This is a genomic window from Dyella sp. (assembly GCF_035503745.1).
In the GTDB taxonomy this organism is placed as follows: domain Bacteria; phylum Pseudomonadota; class Gammaproteobacteria; order Xanthomonadales; family Rhodanobacteraceae; genus Dyella_B.
Genome location: NZ_DATJTC010000007.1, coordinates 1 through 17,704, shown reverse-complemented (window position 1 = coordinate 17,704; position 17,704 = coordinate 1). Strand labels below are relative to the sequence as shown.

Genomic DNA, 17,704 nt, shown 5'->3' with positions numbered 1-17,704 from the left:
GGAACAATGGGCGTGGAGAGAATATGGAGTCTCGCATGGAGTTGTCGTCCGTTCCTACTGATGCCCAATTGACGGCGTGGGCAACCCAGGTCGCCGAGGAGGTGCAGCGCAACGGCCTGATGCTGGTGACGGCCGAGTCGTGCACCGGTGGCTGGATCGCCAAGGTGCTGACCGATCTGGCGGGCAGCTCCGCCTGGTTCGACGCGGGCGTGGTGACCTACAGCTACGCGGCCAAACAAGCCTTGCTGGGTGTCAGCCCGGACACGTTGGCGAGCGCCGGCGCGGTAAGCCGTGAAACGGCGCTGGAAATGGTGTCCGGCGCCCTGGAGCGCTTCGCCGCGGGCGTTGCGGTGGCGGTGACCGGCATCGCCGGCCCGACCGGCGGCACGCCGGATAAACCCGTCGGCACGGTGTGGATCGGCTGGCAGAAGCGTGGCGGCGAGGCGAGTGCCAGGTTGTTCCATTTTGCCGGCGATCGCGAGGCGGTGCGCCGGCAGACAGTAGCGGCGGCGCTCATCGGCGTAGCGAAAACACTGACCGATTAATCAGAAAATACCTCGTTGGACCGCTTGACCGATGTGGGATACTCAAGGCTTGCGTGATCCCAGCCCGTGAGACGGGCGCAAGGCATCATGCCTGCCATATTCACCACGACCGGAATCAAGACGATGGATGACAACAAGCGCAAGGCGCTCGCCTCCGCCCTCGGCCAGATCGAGAAGCAATTCGGCAAGGGCGCCGTGATGCGCCTGGGCGACCGCACCGACGAGAACATCGAAACCGTGTCCACCGGCTCGCTGGGCCTGGACATCGCGCTTGGCGTCGGCGGCTTGCCGCGCGGCCGCATCGTCGAAATCTACGGTCCGGAATCCTCGGGCAAAACCACGCTGACCCTGCAGGCGATCGCCAACTGCCAGAAGAACGGCGGTACCGCGGCGTTCGTCGACGCCGAGCATGCGCTCGATCCCAGCTACGCCCAGAAGCTTGGGGTGAAGGTGGACGACCTGCTTGTCTCCCAGCCCGACACCGGCGAACAGGCGTTGGAAATCGCCGACATGCTGGTGCGCTCCGGCGCGGTGGACATGGTGGTGGTCGACTCGGTCGCCGCGCTCACGCCCAAGGCGGAAATCGAGGGCGAAATGGGCGATTCCCACGTCGGCCTGCACGCCCGCCTGATGAGCCAGGCCTTGCGCAAGCTCACCGCCAACATCAAGAAATCCAACTGCCTGGTGATCTTCATCAATCAGATCCGCATGAAGATCGGCGTGATGTTCGGCAACCCCGAAACCACCACCGGCGGCAATGCGCTGAAATTCTACGCCTCGGTGCGCCTGGACATCCGCCGTATCGGCGCGGTGAAGAAGGGTGAGGAAGTGATCGGGTCGGAAACGCGCGTGAAAGTGGTCAAGAACAAGGTGGCGCCGCCGTTCCGCCAAGCCGAGTTCGAGATCCTCTACGGCGAGGGTACCTCGCGCGAAGGCGAGATCATCGAGCTGGGCGTGGCGCAAAACCTGATCGACAAGTCCGGCGCGTGGTACAGCTACAAGGGCGAGCGCATTGGCCAGGGCAAGGAAAACGTGCGCCAGTTCCTGCGCGACAATGCCGCCATCGCCGATGAGATCGACCGCGAACTGCGCGCGCGCCTGCTGGTGAACGGCGGCGGCGCGCCGGCATCTTCCGAAGAAGCGCTGGAAGAAGCCTGAGCATGAGCGGGCGGCGCTTGCGCATTCTGCTGGTCGGCGCTTCCGGTACGCTGGGAAGCGCGGTGGCCGCGGAGCTTGCGCAACGCCACGAAGTGATCGCTGCCGGACGCAACTCCGGCAGCATCCGCGTCGATCTCGCCGACGCCCAAAGCATTCGCAGCGCCTTCAAGCAGGCAGGCGAGCTGGATGCGGTGATCAGCGCGGCGGGCAACGTCACATTCGCGCCGCTGGCCGATTTCAAGCCTGCCGCATACGGCCAATCGCTGCACACGCTGGGCATCGCCGACAAGCTGCTGGGGCAGGTCAACCTTGCCCTGGCTGCGCGCGATCACTTGCGCGACGGCGGCTCCATCACGCTCACCACCGGCATTCTCGCCGATCAGCCGATTGTGGCGGGAAGTTCCGCCAGCCTGGTCAATGGCGCGGTGGAAGCCTTTGTCCGTGCGGTGGCGGTGGAGTTGCCGCGCGGTTTGCGCATCAATGCGGTCAGCCCTACCGTGCTGGCCGAGGCCATGGCGGCGTACGCGCCGTTCTTCCGTGGATTCGAGCCCACGACCGCCGCCAAGGCCGCGCTGGCGTTCAGCCGCAGCGTGGAAGGCGCGCAGACCGGGCAGGTCTACAAGGTGTTTTCCTGATCGTGCCGGTCTCAGGTGGCGTCGCTGCGGCGCTGCACGGGCGCTTGACTTCATGAAACGCAAATCCGGCGACGACAAATCCGGCGATACCCCGGCCAGCAAGGCCAAGCCCAGGCCCGGTGCCTACAGCAAGGCGCTGGGCCTGCTTGCACGCCGCGAGCACTCCCGCCGCGAGCTGCAGCAGAAACTGGACCGTGGCGGCTATGCCCGCGACGAGGCGGCCGATGCGCTGGATCGCCTGGGTGAGCAGCACTATCAGGACGACGACCGCTTCGCCCAAGGCCTCATCCGCAGCCGTTCCGCGCAGGGTTATGGCCCGATGCGCCTGCGCGCGGAACTGAAAAGCCACGGCCTGGCGGACGCGCGCATCCGCCAGTTGCTCGATGCCGCCGACGTGGACTGGACCGATCTTGCCGCCAGCCAACTGCGCCGCCGTTACGGCTCCGCCAGGGTCTCGGACCCGGCCGAACGCGCCCGCAGGGCGCAATTCCTCTTGCGCCGAGGCTTTCCCGCCGCCACAGTACGGGATGTAACCCACTCCGACGTGGACGACGCTGCCGACGAAACCCCTTGATGCCCGTGCTCGGCGCTGGCTGAAGGGTGGTTCCAAGAGCGCCGCGCTGCCGCGTCCTCATCGTTTCCAGCCCACGATACGCATGAAAACCGCTGATATTCGCTCCGCTTTCCTCGATTATTTCCGCGCCAAGGATCACACCATCGTGCCTTCCAGCTCGTTGGTGCCCGCCAGCGATCCGACCTTGCTGTTCACCAACTCGGGCATGGTGCAGTTCAAGAACGTATTCCTGGGCAGCGAGAAACTGCCGTACGTGCGCGCGGCCGACGTGCAGCGCTGCCTGCGTGCCGGCGGCAAGCACAACGACCTGGATGCGGTGGGCTACACCGCGCGCCACCACACCTTCTTCGAGATGCTGGGCAACTGGTCGTTCGGCGATTATTTCAAGCGCGATGCGATCGGCTACGCATGGGAATTGCTGACCGGCGTGTTCAAGCTTCCCGGGGAAAAGCTGTGGGTCACCGTCTATCACACCGATGACGAAGCCTACGATATCTGGCACAAGGAAATAGGCGTGCCGGCCGAGCGCATCGTGCGCATTGGCGACAACAAGGGCGCGCCGTTCGCCTCCGACAATTTCTGGCAGATGGCCGACACCGGCCCCTGCGGGCCCTGCACCGAAATCTTCTACGACCATGGTCCGGGCATCGCCGGCGGCCCGCCCGGCTCGCCCGATGAAGACGGCGACCGCTACATCGAAATCTGGAACCTGGTGTTCATGCAGTTCGACCGCGCGCCCGACGGCACGCTGTCGCCGCTGCCGGCGCCGTGCGTGGACACCGGCATGGGCCTGGAACGTCTCGCCGCCGTGCTGCAGCACGTGCATTCGAACTACGAGATCGACCTGTTTGAGCACCTTATCGCGGTCGCCGGCGAACTGACCCATACCAAGGATCTGGCCAACAAGTCGCTGCGCGTGATCGCCGATCACATCCGCGCGTGCTCGTTCCTGATCGTCGACGGTGTGCTGCCGTCCAACGAAGGCCGCGGCTATGTGTTGCGCCGGATCATCCGCCGCGCGTTGCGCCATGGCTGGATGCTTGGCGTGCGCGGCGATTTCTTCTGGAAAATGGTGCAGCCGCTGGTCGAGGAAATGGGCGCGGCCTACCCCGAACTCGCCGCCAGGCAATCTTTTGTGGAAGAGGCGCTGCGCACCGAAGAGCAACGCTTCGGCGAAACGCTCGAGCACGGCATGCGCGTGTTCGACGACGTGGCGGCAAAGTCCGGCACGACCATCCCCGGTGAAGATGCCTTCCGCCTGTACGACACCTATGGCTTCCCGGTCGATCTCACCGCCGACATCGCGCGCGAGCGCGGCCTGAATGTAGACATGACAGGTTTCGAGCGCGCGATGGAGCAGCAGCGCGAGCGTGCGCGCGCCGCAAGCCGCTTCGAGGCCAAGGGCCAGATGCCGGCGGAACTGGCCAGCCAGCTCAAGCCGACCGTATTTCTGGGCTACGAAACCTTATCGGCGCAGGCCGGCAAAGTGGTCGGCATCGTGCGCGGCGGCAAGCAGATCGACCAGCTCAACGAAGGCGAAGAAGCGCTGGTGATACTTGACCGCACGCCGTTCTATGCCGAATCCGGCGGCCAGGTCGGCGACACTGGCGCGCTCTCCAACGGCGCGGGCCGTTTCGAGGTGGTCGATACCCTCAAGATGGGCGGCGTGTTCTTTGGCCATGCCGGGCAATGGCGCGGCGCGCAACCGTTGCGAACGGGCGATCACGTGGATGCCCAAGTGGATGCCGTGCGCCGCCAGGCGGTGGTGCTCAACCACTCCGCGACGCATTTGCTGCACGCGGCGCTGCGCAAAGTGCTGGGCACGCACGTCACGCAAAAAGGTTCGCTGGTGGCGCCGGATCGTCTGCGCTTCGACTTCTCCCACTTCAAGCCGGTCAGCCGCGAAGAGCTGGCGCAGATCGAGGCCATGGTCAACGCCCAGGTACGCGGCAACGGCGAAGCCCAGGTGCGCCACATGGCCTACGACGATGCCATCGCCTTCGGCGCCATGGCCTTGTTCGGCGAGAAATACGGCGACGAAGTGCGCGTACTGAAAATGGGCGATTTCTCCACCGAACTTTGCGGCGGCACGCACGTGGGCCGCACAGGCGATATCGGCCTGTTCAAGATCGTCAGCGAAGCGGGCGTGGCATCGGGTGTGCGTCGTATCGAGGCCGTGACCGGCGCGGGCGCGCTGGCTTACGTGGCCGATGAAGAGCGCCGTCTTGCCGAGATTTCGCACATGTTGTCCAGCACCGGCGACGACGTTGCGGAGAAATTGCGTCAAGTGCTGGATCGGCAGAAAAAGCTTGAGCGCGAACTGGAATCGCTGCGCGCCAAAGCCGCCGGTTCCATGACCGGCGATCTGGCCAACAAGGCGCACGATGTCGGCGGTATCAAGGTGATTGCGGCGCGGCTGGAAGGCCTGGACGCCAAGGCGCTGCGCGATGGCGTGGATCAACTCAAGCAGCAACTGGCCGACTGCGTGGTCGTGCTGGCCGGCGCGGCGGATGGGCGCGTTTCGCTGGTCGCGGGCGTTCATGGCAAGGCGGCCGGTCGCATCAAGGCCGGCGACGTGGTGGCGCATGTCGCCAACCAGATCGAAGGAAAAGGCGGCGGTCGCCCAGATATGGCGCAGGGAGGCGGTCTGGACAAACCGCAACTGCCCGAAGTGCTGGCGGGCACTGTCAATTGGATCGATCAACATCTTGCCGGTTGACGCGCTGCGTATGGACCGCGTGTCAAGATTATGTGTAGATTGCGCCTAACGCACACGCTCGGCTAGTATCGGTAAGATTGGTGTCGCTGGTTGCGCTAGTGTTGTAGCCGTTGAGTTGTCTTTCGAGGCATCTTGAAGTTCCGAGCCGGGAAGGCGGTAAGGCCTTTGACGGACGCAAGCGTCAGAAACTGTGTGGTGCTGTGCTCAGGGGTGAGGCAACGCTACGCGGATGGCCTGTGACCATAAGCATTAAATGGAGTAGCAGCTATGTTGATTCTGACCCGCAGGGTCGGTGAAACCCTCATGATCGGCGACGAGGTGACCGTTACCGTCCTGGGCGTGAAAGGCAACCAGGTCCGCATTGGCATCAATGCGCCCAAGAATGTGGCCGTACACCGCGAAGAGATTTACCAGCGCATCAAGGGCGAGAACGAGGGCGACAGCTCCCCGGGTGAATCGGGCGCGCACTGACCGCCTCTTTACCTTAAGGGCCATGGCAAGTATCCTTGCCGGCTCCGTGATGCCACGGAAGAAAAACGGAGAGATGCCCGAGAGGCCGAAGGGGCTCCCCTGCTAAGGGAGTATAGGGTCAAAAGCCTTATCGAGGGTTCGAATCCCTCTCTCTCCGCCAGAAACGAAAAGCGCCCCTTGGGGGCGTTTTTCGTTTCTGACTGAGGGTCTGGATGAGAACCCGAGGGTTCGACAAATTTGTCCGGAACAAATTTGGACAGCCGCAGGCTGGCCCCGCAGCGCGTAGCGCGGAGGGGTTGGGTGCATGGATGCACCCAACAATCCCTCTCTCTCCGCCAGAAACGAAAAGCGCCCCTTGGGGGCGTTTTTCGTTTCTGAGTGAGGGTCTGGATGAGAACCCGAGGGTTCGACAAATTTGTCCGGAACAAATTTGAAAAGCGCCTCCTTGGCAGCGTTTTTCGCGGCCGGCGGCAACAGCGCGTCCGCAGCGGATCGTTCGTGTGCAACTAATGTCCTCGACAGGCATTGTATCGGCCTGAAAAAAGGCTGTCGCGGCACCGACCGTGCGACGGTCTTAATCTTCCCGCGCAGGCAGGCGCCCCACGTAGCTGGCGCGTGGACGAATCAGGCTGCCGCTTTCCTGCTGCTCCAGCGCGTGGGCGAGCCAGCCGGCCATGCGCCCCGCCGCAAACATGGCGAGGGCGGCGTTGGCGTCGCGTTCGTAAGCCGATGCCATGGCGGCGAGCGCAAAATCCAGATTGGGACGCTGGCCGCATTGCATCTGCAAAAGTTCGACCAGATGCAGGATGCGGCGAAGCGGTGCCGGTTGCGATGGCGTTGCACTGAGCTTGGCCAGCAACATCGCACCGCGCGGATCGCCTTGGTGATAAAGCGGATGGCCCAACCCCGGCGGTACGTCTCCACGGCGCAGGCGTTCGCGCAGTTTTTCGGCGGGATGCGGTTGGCCCAGCATGTCCTGGATGAAAGCGTGCGCGCGCGCCACCGCACCGCCATGCTGCGGACCGGACAGTGTCGCCAGGCCCGCGCAAACGGCCACGTGCAAACCTGCGCCCGTGGATGCCGCCACCCGTGTCGCAAATGAGGACGCATTCAGTTCGTGGTCCGCGCACAGCACCAGGGCGCAGCGCACCAATTCGGATAGGTGCGCATCGTCGGCGCGCCAGCAGTTCACGATCAATCGATGGATCGGGCGTGCGTCGGCGTGCACGCCGCATAGCAGCGCCGCGGTTTCACGCAACAATTGCGCGGCATGTTCGCGCCGATGACGCGGATCGGCGCTATGCGTATGCGGCGCGTCGAGCGCGAGCAGGGGTAGCGCGGCAGTGGTGCGCTCCAGTGGCGGTATGCCCGGTTGGCAAAGCAGGGATGAAACCGCCTCGGACCACGCGTGCGCCGGCGCGACGGCGAACGGATCGTGGTCGCCGCTATCCCATAGCAATCGTGCGACGTCTTCCAGGGTCGCGCCGGATTCGGCCAGCGCGATGGCCGACTCACCGCGATAGTAGTGACCGTGCGGGCGGATCAGCGAAATGCGCGTTTCGAGCACCGGCAGGCCCCATGCGAGACTGTGCGCGGCGGCCTGCGCGGCGCCTCGTCCAGCCTGGCGCCGTTCGATCAGATGGTCGATGTCGTTGGCGCTGTACTCGCGGCTGCGTCCATCGGCGCCCGCGCGCGAATCGATGCGCCCGCGGCTTACGTAGGCGTACAGCGTCGCCAGGCTGACGCCTAGCCGCGTGGCGGCTTCGTGAGCGGATAGATAGTCGGTGCGCATGGCGAACATATTGATCCTTTTAATCAAGATTGATCAATATATTTCCACGTGACAGAGTGGCGCCCCATGGACCGGCCGGGTGTCCCCAACGGCCATCGCCGAACCCGTTGCGCGCTGCGTCGCGGCATGGTCCGGCCGGCACATCATTTACAATTCATTGTTTCGGAGAACCACGATGACTCAGCCCGACTCCGCCGGCAGCCGCTTCCGCGCCGCGCTCGCCGCCGAACAACCCTTGCAGGTGATCGGTGCCATCAATGCCAACCATGCGCTGCTGGCCAAGCGCGCCGGCTATCGCGCGATCTACCTCTCTGGCGGCGGTGTGGCCGCCGGTTCGCTGGGCGTGCCGGACCTGGGAATCAACACGCTCGATGACGTACTGACCGACGTGCGGCGCATCACCGATGTGTGCGACCTTCCGCTGATGGTGGACATCGACACCGGCTTTGGCCCCAGTGCGTTCAATATCGCGCGCACGGTCAAAAGCCTGATCAAGTTCGGCGCGGCGGCCTGCCATATCGAGGACCAGGTCGGCGCCAAGCGCTGCGGTCATCGTCCCGGCAAGGAAGTTGTTCCGGCGGATGAAATGGCCGATCGCGTAAAGGCCGCGGCCGACGCGAAGACCGATTCGAATTTCTTCCTGATCGCGCGCACCGATGCGATCGCGGTGCAGGGCGTGGATGCCGCCATCGAGCGCGCCATTGCCTGCGTGGAGGCCGGCGCCGACGGCATCTTCGCCGAAGCCGCCTACGACTTGCCCACTTATCGCCGTTTCGTCGATGCAGTGAAAGTGCCGGTGCTGGCCAACATTACCGAGTTCGGCCAGACCCCGCTTTTCAGCGTGGACGAATTGCGCAGTGCGGGTGTGGGCATCGTGCTGTATCCGCTCTCGGCCTTCCGCGCCATGAACAAGGCGGCCGAAACGGTCTACCAGTCGATCCGCCGCGACGGCCACCAGCGCAACGTGGTGGACATGATGCAGACGCGCGAAGAGCTTTACGACCGCATCGGCTATTACGACTTCGAGAGAAAACTCGACACGCTGTTCGCCAACAAGAAGTAACCCCCCATTCCGCAGCGGCCGCCGGCACATGCCCGGCCGTGAATGACGTATCGCACCCTGGAGTACCACCGATGAGCGAGCAATCCGCAACCGCCCCCAAGCCGAAGAAATCCGTCGCCCTGTCCGGCGTGGCCGCGGGCAATACCGCGCTGTGCACGGTCGGCCGCAGCGGCAACGACCTGCATTATCGCGGCTACGACATCCACGACCTGGCCGCCAAGGGCTGCTTCGAGGAAGTGGCTTACCTGCTCGTGCACGGCGTGCTGCCGAACTGGGCCGAACTCAATGCCTATCGGGCCAAGCTCAAGCGCCTGCGCGGGCTGCCGGCCCCGGTAAAGAGCGCGCTTGAACTGCTGCCCGCCGCTACGCACCCGATGGACGTGATGCGCACGGGCTGCTCCGTGTTGGGTACGGTGCTGCCGGAAAAGGAAGACCACAACCTGACCGGGGCGCGCGACATCGCCGACCGCCTGATGGCGAGCTTCGGTTCGATCCTGCTGTATTGGTACCACTTCAGCCATAACGGCAAGCGCATCGAAACCGTAACCGACGACGAATCGATTGCCGCGCACTTCCTGCACCTGCTGCACGGCAAGAAGGCGAGCGAGCTGTGCGCGCATTCGCTGGACCGCTCGCTGGTGCTGTACGCCGAACATGAATTCAACGCGTCCACCTTTACCGCACGCGTGATCGCGGGCACCGGGTCGGACATGTATTCGGCCATCACCGGCGCGATCGGCGCGCTGCGCGGTCCCAAGCATGGCGGCGCCAACGAGGTGGCGATGGACATCATCGCTCGCTATCGCAGCCCGGCCGATGCGGAAGCCGACATCCGCGCCCGCGTGGAGCGCAAGGAAATCATCATCGGCTTCGGCCATCCGGTGTACACCGTGTCCGATCCGCGCAACGAGATCATCAAGGAGATCTCGCGCAAGCTGTGCACGGAAGGCGGCAATCCCAATCTGTTCGACGTTTCCGAGCGCATCGAAAAGCTGATGTGGGAACAGAAGAAGATGTTCCCCAATCTCGACTGGTACTCGGCCAGCGCCTATCACATGATGGGGGTGCCCACGGCCATGTTCACGCCGCTGTTCGTCATCGCGCGTACCTCCGGATGGAGCGCGCACGTGATCGAGCAGCGCGAGGACGGCAAGATCATCCGCCCAAGCGCCAACTACACCGGGCCGGAAGACCGCACCTACGTGCCGATCGAAAAGCGCTGAGACAAAAGACGGTTCGTCAGCAACATGAAAGGGGGCTTGAGCCAGGGCGCTTGGGCTCCCCTTTTTTTTCGCGCTTGTCCTGGACCCTTGTTTTTGAACAAACATGGGCTCCATGGCGTGCCACGCGTGCATAACCGGTGTTGCACATTTGATACACCGCCACGCGCATGCGCATCAGGCCGTCATCGCATCTGCCATGCGCCTGTCGGCACGCATGCAAAGGTCATTTTGCCCGCTGCGTAAAGAAGTGTTGCATTCGTGCATCAACAGCTGACTTGGCGGCGCGTTCGCGTTTTCTCCGCGTGCTTGCAATCGACTGATTTCATTACATGTTGCCGGTGCTCGTCGGTGGCCGCGCCACTGGCACGCAGCTTGCCATACGTAGGAGCTACACCAGCAAAAAAACAGGGGGTCATCGCATCCGTTCCGGGAGGAATCAACATGCGCAAGACTCTAATTTTTACGGCATTGACGCTAGGCTTGGGACTTGCTCTCCCGGCTATGGCAGACAATAACTCTCATCAGAACAACGGAAACTCAGGGACGCTAACCAGTTCAAACAGTAATTCAAGCACCCATTCGAACAGCACCAGTACCAGCGAAAGCGGTAACGACACACTCAGCGATGGCATGGGAACCGCAGCGGCCAATAACGGCGGTTCGGCGGCCTCCGAAGTCAGCGACGCATTCAACACCAGCAATGCGATCGCCACCACCAACCTCAACGGCTATGTCAGCAATGTCCAGGTATGGGGCATCGGCAACAGCGCGACCGATAACGGCAACGCGAATGGCGGAAAAGGTGGAAAAGGCGGCGCGGGCCTGGGCGGCATAGCCGTGGAAGGCGGCGGTGCGGCAGGTGGTTCGGGTGGCGATGGCAGCGCGCATAGCGGAAAGGCTGGTGGTTCGCTGTCCAACAGCGGTGGCGCATTTGCCGGAAGCGGTGCTTCGGCTGGCAGCGCGTCAGGCAGCGGCGGTGGCGCAACGGCCAACGGCGGCCACGGCGGCAGCGGCGGTTCGGCTGACGCGGGCGAGGGTCAAGGTACGGGCGGTACGGCAACAGCCGGTGCCGCATCGTCGACGACCGGCAGCAGCACGTCCACCGGTGGAACCAGCGGCACGGTAGCCAGTGCCGGCGGTGACGGCGGCGCGGGTGGCGCGGGCGGCATGGCCGCGGGCGGCGCGGGCAGCGGCGGCGCGGCCGGTAGCGGCGGCGCGGGCGGCAGCACCTCGGCCGACGCGGGCACCTTCGACATGTCCAACACGATGGATAGCACCGCGGCAGCGGCAGCTGGCATCACGACCATTGCCCAGAACAGCGGTGCGGCCGCGTTGATCCAGCAAGGTGTCACCGTGCAGGCGAACCTGAATGTGGGTGGCCATTGAGCGATGACTGATCGGCTCGGCGGGGCGCGCATCGCTTCGCCGTTGCCATGTGGGCCGGCCGACTGCGATGCAGCCGGCCGGCGGACGGTCTCATTCAATGCGCCAACGCGATCGGAGTCGTGCCATGTCTCTTGCAAGAGTTCTCGTAGGTGTGACGCTGTCGTGCATGGTGGCATTGCCCGGCTGGGCGCTTGCGTCTGATCCACCCGGCCATGGCGGTGCGGTACAACCCCAACAGAACGATCAGCCGGCGAGCGCGCAGCCGGCGTACCTGGAAGGATTCGGCCAGGCTGTGAGCGCCAGCACGCTTGGGCATTACAGCGGCGGTTCCAGCAATGTGCAGAGCACGCAGAACATCAACGGTGCGGTGACCGGCAATAGCGCCGAACGGGTGACGACGGGCAACAATATGATCACCGGCGATTCGTTCTCCGGCGCATCGGGCTTGCCTTCGGTAATCCAGAATACGGGCAATAACGTGCTGATCCAGAACGGCGTCATCGTCAACGTGCAGTTGAAGCCATGAAGCGATGGCTGCCGACGCTGGCGTTCGCGACGCTGTGCATGTGGCTGGCAACCAGCGTGCGCGCCGGCACCATGGCGCTGAACGACAACGCCGGACAGACCTATACGTTGCACATCGCGACGTTGAAGGAAGTGAAGTTTCGCAACACCGTGCGGCAAAAATACGATTTCAGCTGCGGCTCGGCGGCCGTGGCGACGCTGCTGACCTACCAGTACAACTATCCGGTCAACGAACAGATGGTGTTCGAGCAGATGTATGCGCACGGCAACCGCCAGAAGATCAACAAGGAAGGCTTTTCGCTGCTGGACATCAAGCTGTACCTGGCCAGCATCGGCTTCGACGCCGACGGTTTCCGCGCGTCGCTCGATCAACTGCAGAAGGCCAATCTTCCGGCCATCGTACTGATCGAGGACCGCGGCTATCACCATTTCGTGGTGATCAAGGGGATTCGCTACGGGCGCGTGCTGGTAGGCGATCCTGCGCGCGGCACACGGGCGATTCCGCTGGACCGTTTCGACCAATTGTGGAAGAACGGATTGATCTTCGTGATCCACAACCGGCGCCAGTTCGCACGTTTCAACACCGACAGCGATTGGCACAACGCGCCGATCGCGCCGCTGGGCGTGGGCATCGACCGGCGCGGGCTGGACACGATCACCATGTCCAAATACGGGCCGGGGGACATATGAACCTGCGCTTGCATGGAACACATGTCCTGCCGCGCCTGATGCTGTTTGGCGCATGCCTGATCGGTGCCGCTCTCGCGCATGCGCAATCATCGGCGGCGTCGGTACGTCGCGTCGCCGATCTGGGGGTTCCGATCTCCACCGAAAAGCTCGACGCCGTACGTGGCGGTTTCGATCTGGGCGATGGCTTGCAAGTGTCGTTCGGCATCGAGCGTGCGGTGTACATCAACGGCGCGCTGGTGACGTACAACAGCATCAATATTCCCGACGTCGCCCACATCACCACGCAGCAGGCGATGTCGCTGGCCTCGGCGCTCAGCGCCGTCAATGTCGTGCAGAACGGCCCAGGCAATACCTTCGATCCATCGTCGATAGGCCAGACGGCCGCGGCGACGGTGATCCAGAACACGCTCAATAACCAGACCATCCAAAGCCTCACCACATTGAACGTGTCGGTGAACACGCTCGATGCATTCCGCAGTCAAGGCCTGCAGCAGGCGCTGCAGGCGGTGCAAGTGCAGGCGTTGGGCCACTGAGGCGCCGGGCGCGGTTTTATCGGAGAGCGGACATGAACAGGAAGCTGGGGGGCGGCAGGACGGCAGGAACGCACACACCGTTGGCGTGCGCGATCGGTTGCGCGTGCCTGGTGTTGTCCTTGGGCACGTTCGCGCAGGAGTCCGCGTCGGCATCGAGTACGGGCACAGTGCCTTCGCCCGAGATCAGGCAGCGCCTGAAGGATCAGGACGCGCGCATCGAAGTCATGCGCACGCAGATCGATGCCTTGCAGCGACAACTGGCGCAGCAGGAGGCCGACTATAAAGCGCTTCGGCATGCCGTGGGCATGGATGTGCTGGACCAGCAGCGCGGCGGCAACATAGCCGTGGCTGGAGCCAATGCGACGGCCTTGCCGATGCCATCGCCCGATGCGTCGTCCGATCAGCAGGCAACGCCCCAACAGGGCGTCACGCCGAGCACGCCGGTGGGGCAGGCGCCGCCGCAAAACTCCCGGCCACCGGAGGTGGCTCCGATCTTCCAGCAACCTGGCGTGCTGACACCGAAAGGAAAGTTCGTGCTGGAGCCCGCCTATCAGTTTGGCTATTCGACGGCCGACCGCGTCGCCTTGGTGGGGTACACCATCATACCGGCCATCCTGATCGGCTTGATCGATGTGCGCGAGGTTCGCGACACCACGCAGACGGCCATTCTCACCGGGCGTTACGGCATCACCAATCGCCTGGAAATCGAGGTACGCGTACCCTATGTGGACACGCACGACGACACTGTGAGCCGCGCCGTGCTGACCGGTTCGGCTGAAGACAACGTGTTCAGTTCCAGCGGCAAGGGCCTGGGCGACATCGAGGCCACCGCGCGTTACCAGATCAACGATGGCGGCGCGGACAAGGCGTATTACGTGGGCTGGTTCCGCTTCAAGACGCATACGGGTACCGATCCGTTCCAGGTCACGACCGATTGCCTGACTCGCTGCGTGCAAAATCTCACCGGTACCGGGTTGCCCGTGCAGCAACCCACGGGGACGGGCTTTTACACGCTGCAGCCGGGTCTGACCTGGCTGTTCCCGTCCGATCCGGTGGTGTTTTTCGGCAACCTCAGTTATCTGTACAACGTCGAGCGCCATGGCGTTTACGAGCACATCCTGCTCGGCGGCACGCAATACGTGGGCAATGTGAAGGTGGGCAACGAGGCCGATGCCAGCATCGGCATGGGCATGGCGCTCAACGACAAGGCTTCGCTCAGCATCGGCTACGACCAGACCTTCATTGGAACCACCTATGAGGGCGGCCAGAAGTTGCCCGGCTCCACCAAGGTGTGGCTGGGTACGCTGCTGATCGGCGGCTCGTATCGCTTCAACGAAAAGCGCACCGTCAACTTTACGCTGGGTGTGGGCGTGACGCGCGATACGCCCGATGCAACCGTGACGGTTCGCGTGCCCATGATGTTTTGATGCAGCCTGAGGCGTTCTACCGCCTGCGCTTTTGAGCGTGTGGAAACTTGCGTTGGCCGCACGCAATGATGCGTGCTCGGGCGACCGCCGGCGAGTTTGTCCACGCGCGGTGCGCATGCGCACCGTTTACACGCGCACGCGGCCGGTGCCGTGTCAGGCCCTTCGCCTGCGCCGGTTGAGCCACCAGCGCCCACCGCAGACGAACACAACCAACGTCACTTCCAGTACGTGCTTCATCCATCCGTGTTCGGTGAACCACTTCAACCACAGTTTTTCGTGGCTGATCATGCGGCCGGCCGTCCATGCAATGGCGGCGGCGCCGGCGTAGACGATGATCGGGAAACGTTCGATCAGCTTCAGGATCAGGGTCGAACCCCAGACCACCAGCGGGATGCTGATCAGCAAACCGATCACCACCAGGCCCATGTGGCCTTTGGCGGCGCCGGCGATGGCCAGTACGTTGTCCAGGCCCATCAGGGCGTCGGCCAGCACGATCGTGCGCAGCGCGGCCCAGAAGCCGGCGGCGGCAGCCACGTCGTGCGTGTCGCCATGATCGGGCTGCAAGAGGTTCCATGCGATCGGCAGCAGCAACAGGCCGCCTGCCAGCATCAAGCCGGGCAGGTTGAGCAGGTACACCACCAGCACGGTAAGCCCGATGCGCACGGCTACCGCGCCAAACGTGCCCCAGAACACCGCCCTGGTCTGCAGCGAGCGGGGCAGGTTGCGCGCGGCGAGCGCGATCACGATGGCGTTGTCGCCGGCAAGCACCAGGTCCAGCAGGACGATGGTGAGCAGATCCGATAGCAGATGGGTGGGGAAGGCCATGCGATGTCCTTGGCGCGCCGGACTCAAGCGATGACGACGGACGCGCGCGGCCCGCGGTCATCGCAAAAGTCTCGTTCGAGGCGATGGCCACCGCGGCGCCCGGAGCGAAGCCTCGCTCGTGATGACGGACACCGCGCGGATGCGGCAGGCCGGATCCGGAACTACTCCCCTTTGGGATGATGGTTCACGGCCGATTGTCGGCAGGTGCAGGGCGGGCGGTCAAGCCGCGCCGTGCTTGAAGCCGGGCAGGCCGGATACAATGGGCGTTTTCCCTACCCCGAGAGCCTGCCATGAGCGCGCACGATATCCGTTCCGCCAAGCGTCCCGACCCCGATCAGCCGCTGGTCGATATCGCCAACTACGTTGCCGACTACACGATCGATTCGACCGAAGCGTACGACACCGCGCGCTACATGCTGCTCGATTCGCTGGGCACGGCGATGCTGGCGATGAAGTTTCCCGAGTGCGTCAAGCACCTGGGCCCGCTGGTGCCGGGTGCGACGCTGCCGGGCGGTGCCCGCGTGCCGGGCACCAGCCACGAGCTGGATCCGGTGCAGGCCGCGTTCGCCATCGGCACGCAGATCCGCTGGCTGGACTTCAACGACACCTGGCTCGCGGCCGAGTGGGGCCATCCGTCGGACAACCTCGGCGCGATCCTTGCCGTGGCCGACTACCTCAGCCGCAAGGCCGAACGCGAAGGCGGCAAGGCGCTGACCGTGCGCGACGTGCTCACCTACGCCATCAAGGCGCACGAAATCCAGGGCTGCTACGCGCTGCTCAACAGTTTCAACCGCGTCGGCCAGGACCACGTGATCCTGGTGCGCCTGGCCTCCACCGCGGTCGCCACGGCCATGCTGGGCGGCGACAAGGGGCAGATCACCACGGCCGTCTCGCACAGCTGGATCGACAACGGCGCCCTGCGCACCTATCGCCATGCCCCCAACACCGGGCCGCGCAAGAGCTGGGCCGCCGGCGACGCCTGCCGCCGCGCCGTCACGCACGCCATCAACGCGGTTTACCGCGGCGTGGTGGGCTATCCCTCGGCGCTGTCGGCCAAGACCTGGGGCTATTACGACGTGGCCTTCAAGGGCAACGCATTCCAGTTCGAGCGCCCCTTCGGCAGCTATGTGATGGAGAACGTGCTGTTCAAGATCAGCTTCCCGGCCGAGTTCCACGCCCAGACCGCGGTGGAGTGTGCGATGAAGCTGCACGGCGAGGTAGCCGGCAAGCTCGAGCAGATCGAAAAAGTGGTGATCCAGACACAGGAAGCGGGTTGCCGCATCATCGACAAGACCGGTCCGCTGGCCAACTACGCCGACCGCGACCATTGCATCCAGTACATGGTGGCCGTGCCGTTGATCTTCGGCCGCCTCACCGCCGACGACTACAACGACGACGTCGCCGCCGATCCGCGCATCGACGCCCTGCGCGACAAGATGGAAGTAACGGAGAATCCGCAGTTCACCAAGGACTACTTCGACCCCGACAAGCGCTATATCGGCAACTCGGTCCAGGTGTTCTTCAAGGACGGCACCAGCACCGAAAAGGTCTCCATCGACTACCCCATCGGCCATCGCAAGCGCCGTGCGGAGGGGATCCCGGTGCTGCTGAAGAAATTCGAGGCCGCCATGCGCGGGCATTTGCCTGCCAACCGGGTTAAGTCCATTCTGGAGGCTGTGGCCGATCCGGCGAAGCTGGACGCCATGCCCATCCAGGCATTTCTGGGTCTCTTCACACTGTAAAGACAGCGTGAGCAGACAATTCATGGTGAATTAGGGATGGTTTTGCAAAACATTTAGTTTTTGTTAAACTCGATTATGCAGGGTTTGAGTCCGTCGCAAGGATTTCCGTGGCCCGTTAATACCGGGTCGCGGAATAACAAAGCGATTTCTTTCATTCTTTGGCGGGATGAATGCCCTAAATCATTAAGAAGAGGAGAGACCTAATGAAACGTAAGGGCTTGTACTTTTTGATTGCGCTTGCCCTGGGCGGCGTAAGTGCCGTTCACGCGCAGGACAACACTGCCGCCCCGGCAACCCCGGCAACGAGCTCCAGCAGCAGCTCGACGGCTGGCGCGCCGGCGTGGCCGAATGGATTTGACGACCGCTGGTACATTGCGCCGACGGTGGGTGGTTACT

16 protein-coding genes, 1 tRNA gene and 1 pseudogene are annotated in these 17,704 nt (G+C 63.8%); 16 read left to right on the top strand and 2 right to left on the bottom strand.

Going from position 1 to position 17,704, the window contains the following annotated elements; translation table 11 throughout:
* Nucleotides 1–35: 35 nt before the first annotated feature.
* From VME63_RS01950 to VME63_RS01920, 7 genes are all read left to right on the top strand, one after another.
* On the top strand, nt 36–545 hold the full coding sequence (locus VME63_RS01950) for a CinA family protein (protein ID WP_325429699.1): 510 nt from the start codon (nt 36–38) through the stop codon (nt 543–545).
* Nucleotides 546–668: 123 nt separating this feature from the next.
* Entirely contained in the window at nt 669–1,703 is a 1,035-nt protein-coding gene (gene recA, locus VME63_RS01945; RefSeq protein ID WP_325429697.1) for a recombinase RecA, read from the top strand.
* Between the two features lie 17 nt (nt 1,704–1,720).
* Entirely contained in the window at nt 1,721–2,338 is a 618-nt protein-coding gene (locus tag VME63_RS01940) for a short chain dehydrogenase (RefSeq protein ID WP_325429824.1), read from the top strand.
* A gap of 52 nt (nt 2,339–2,390) precedes the next feature.
* Nucleotides 2,391–2,912 carry a regulatory protein RecX gene (locus tag VME63_RS01935; RefSeq protein ID WP_325429695.1) on the top strand — a complete coding sequence of 174 codons (522 nt, stop codon included), beginning with the start codon at nt 2,391–2,393 and terminating at the stop codon, nt 2,910–2,912.
* An 82-nt stretch (nt 2,913–2,994) separates the two neighbouring features.
* The gene (alaS, locus tag VME63_RS01930) at nt 2,995–5,631 is read left to right on the top strand and encodes an alanine--tRNA ligase (RefSeq protein WP_325429693.1); all 2,637 of its coding nucleotides are present in this window, start codon (nt 2,995–2,997) and stop codon (nt 5,629–5,631) included.
* A 267-nt stretch (nt 5,632–5,898) separates the two neighbouring features.
* On the top strand, nt 5,899–6,102 hold the full coding sequence (gene csrA, locus VME63_RS01925) for a carbon storage regulator CsrA (RefSeq protein WP_325429691.1): 204 nt from the start codon (nt 5,899–5,901) through the stop codon (nt 6,100–6,102).
* A 67-nt stretch (nt 6,103–6,169) separates the two neighbouring features.
* Nucleotides 6,170–6,262 (top strand) — tRNA-Ser (locus VME63_RS01920).
* Between the two features lie 414 nt (nt 6,263–6,676).
* Here the strand turns inward: VME63_RS01920 and VME63_RS01915 are convergent.
* Nucleotides 6,677–7,903 (bottom strand): citrate synthase family protein, encoded by a 1,227-nt coding sequence (locus VME63_RS01915; RefSeq protein WP_325429689.1) that lies wholly within the window; start codon nt 7,901–7,903, stop codon nt 6,677–6,679.
* Between the two features lie 166 nt (nt 7,904–8,069).
* Between VME63_RS01915 and prpB the strand changes: the two genes are divergently transcribed.
* From prpB to VME63_RS01880, 7 genes are all read left to right on the top strand, one after another.
* A complete protein-coding gene (prpB, locus tag VME63_RS01910) occupies nt 8,070–8,957 on the top strand; it encodes a methylisocitrate lyase (RefSeq protein ID WP_325429687.1) in 888 nt (295 codons plus the stop codon).
* A gap of 71 nt (nt 8,958–9,028) precedes the next feature.
* Nucleotides 9,029–10,180, top strand: coding sequence for a bifunctional 2-methylcitrate synthase/citrate synthase (gene prpC, locus VME63_RS01905; RefSeq protein WP_325429685.1), 1,152 nt, complete (start codon nt 9,029–9,031; stop codon nt 10,178–10,180).
* 630 nt (nt 10,181–10,810) lie between these two features.
* Nucleotides 10,811–11,566 (top strand): hypothetical protein, encoded by a 756-nt coding sequence (locus tag VME63_RS01900; RefSeq protein WP_325429683.1) that lies wholly within the window; start codon nt 10,811–10,813, stop codon nt 11,564–11,566.
* Between the two features lie 124 nt (nt 11,567–11,690).
* Nucleotides 11,691–12,092 (top strand): hypothetical protein, encoded by a 402-nt coding sequence (locus tag VME63_RS01895; RefSeq protein ID WP_325429681.1) that lies wholly within the window; start codon nt 11,691–11,693, stop codon nt 12,090–12,092.
* A complete protein-coding gene (locus tag VME63_RS01890; RefSeq protein ID WP_325429679.1) occupies nt 12,089–12,781 on the top strand; it encodes a C39 family peptidase in 693 nt (230 codons plus the stop codon). Before VME63_RS01895 ends, VME63_RS01890 begins: the two co-directional genes overlap by 4 nt.
* The gene (locus VME63_RS01885; protein WP_325429677.1) at nt 12,778–13,314 is read left to right on the top strand and encodes a hypothetical protein; all 537 of its coding nucleotides are present in this window, start codon (nt 12,778–12,780) and stop codon (nt 13,312–13,314) included. Before VME63_RS01890 ends, VME63_RS01885 begins: the two co-directional genes overlap by 4 nt.
* A gap of 32 nt (nt 13,315–13,346) precedes the next feature.
* The gene (locus tag VME63_RS01880; RefSeq protein WP_325429675.1) at nt 13,347–14,741 is read left to right on the top strand and encodes an acetate kinase; all 1,395 of its coding nucleotides are present in this window, start codon (nt 13,347–13,349) and stop codon (nt 14,739–14,741) included.
* A gap of 153 nt (nt 14,742–14,894) precedes the next feature.
* On the opposite strand, the gene VME63_RS01875 is transcribed toward VME63_RS01880, so the two are convergent.
* Nucleotides 14,895–15,566 (bottom strand): TerC family protein, encoded by a 672-nt coding sequence (locus VME63_RS01875; RefSeq protein WP_325429673.1) that lies wholly within the window; start codon nt 15,564–15,566, stop codon nt 14,895–14,897.
* Between the two features lie 290 nt (nt 15,567–15,856).
* Between VME63_RS01875 and VME63_RS01870 the strand changes: the two genes are divergently transcribed.
* The gene (locus VME63_RS01870; protein WP_325429671.1) at nt 15,857–17,308 is read left to right on the top strand and encodes a bifunctional 2-methylcitrate dehydratase/aconitate hydratase; all 1,452 of its coding nucleotides are present in this window, start codon (nt 15,857–15,859) and stop codon (nt 17,306–17,308) included.
* A gap of 203 nt (nt 17,309–17,511) precedes the next feature.
* Nucleotides 17,512–17,704: pseudogene (locus VME63_RS01865) on the top strand (OmpA family protein); the annotation flags it as partial.